Below are 1,293 nucleotides of genomic sequence, written 5' to 3'. Positions count from 1 at the left end.
CGGCTTGCCCGCGCGGCCGCCTTTGGTCATCATCGGCCGCACGGGCAAGCCGCCCTGCCGCAGCCCGCGGCTTAGCTCGAACGTTATGCGTCACCAAGACACTCGTCCCGCTGGTAAAGCTCTTCAGATCGTCGAGCGGTATGCCGAAGCGTTTCGCGCGCTGGTCAACGCCCGCGTTTGGCGCTCAGATGAGTCCCCTACTAAGGCGCTGCGCTTGAATAGCGAAGACGACTGGTCGTTTATCTGTGTGGCCATGGATGTCGTCGGCGACGCGAGCTACGCGCTGGACAACTTCTTACGCTTCGGACTCAATGGCCCGACGAAGTACGACAACACTGGCGAAAAGTACCTTCGGCTGTACGGCATGCTTAGCGCGGTCTACCTGCAACAGGAAGCAGTGCGCAAGCTCTACGCCCTGATGAACTGCCCGTCTCCAAGAACCGTCGATCGAGAATTTGCTTCCCTCGAAGTACGGATCCTCAGACACCAAGTCGCCTCGCACAGCGTTGATTACAAGGAGCCGGGGACAAACAAGCTTGTCGCTTACGTCCCGGTCCGGATCGGCTTAGACGATTACTCTTGTATGGTCACTGCAGGACGCGGTGATTCGACACGAACGATAGATTTGGAAGAAGCGGTCCGTGCGCACTGCGATGTGACGCACTCTGTCCTCGATCGAATCTATGAAAAGTCCATCCGCACCTTCTTCAAAGGTCAAGTAAAGAAGATCGCCGAGTTCAAAGCCGCACTCGACGACCTTCGTAAGGAGCGGGACGGTGAGCTGATTCTTCTTCGCGCCAAAACGCCTGGCGGAACGGATATTCGAATCAAGCTCGTTGGCGCCGAGCGCGGACTACACCCTGAAGACAAGATCTGAACGGGCGGCTCGCAGAGTGACGCATAACCCCTCGCTCAAGCCGACCCGCTACGGCAGGCGGCGTAAGCCCGGGCTGAGGCACACAGTGCATCGTCTCAGCCCGGGCTTACGCCGCCTGCCTCCGCGGTCGGCTTAGCTCGAACGTTAGGCCTCACCGAAGACCCGTCTTGTGACCTCAAAGCGCTTCGGAGAACAGGCAATCCCACGCTTCACAGGGTCCCCGAACTTTCCCGTAAGTAGTCGCCCAGGCGTCGAGCGTGAGACTGTTGTCCGGGGACAGTTTCGTGGATGTCAACGCCGAAGTAAATCTGACCCACTTTGCCGGGTTGTCGCCGAAGTAAATCTGACCCACCCAGGCACGATGGATCGCGCTGCTCGGACGCGCAGGGCGTAGCCCGAAGCGGCCGAGCAGCGCG

At 59.6% G+C, this 1,293-nt stretch carries 2 protein-coding genes; one reads left to right on the top strand and one right to left on the bottom strand.

Features of this window, described 5'->3' with window-relative positions; all coding sequences use genetic code 11:
* On the top strand, nt 1–877 hold an 877-nt coding region (locus ENE75_RS24985; RefSeq protein WP_199232415.1), incomplete at its 5' end, for a hypothetical protein.
* Nucleotides 878–1,052: 175 nt separating this feature from the next.
* Here ENE75_RS24985 and ENE75_RS25570 read toward each other — a convergent pair.
* On the bottom strand, nt 1,053–1,293 hold a 241-nt coding region (locus ENE75_RS25570; protein ID WP_233259276.1), incomplete at its 5' end, for a hypothetical protein.

Origin of the sequence: Rubrivivax albus, assembly GCF_004016515.1 — a bacterium.
Classification (GTDB): domain Bacteria; phylum Pseudomonadota; class Gammaproteobacteria; order Burkholderiales; family Burkholderiaceae_C; genus Rubrivivax; species Rubrivivax albus.
The sequence above is the reverse complement of the archived record's forward strand: the minus strand, read 5'-3'. Positions and strand labels throughout refer to the sequence as shown.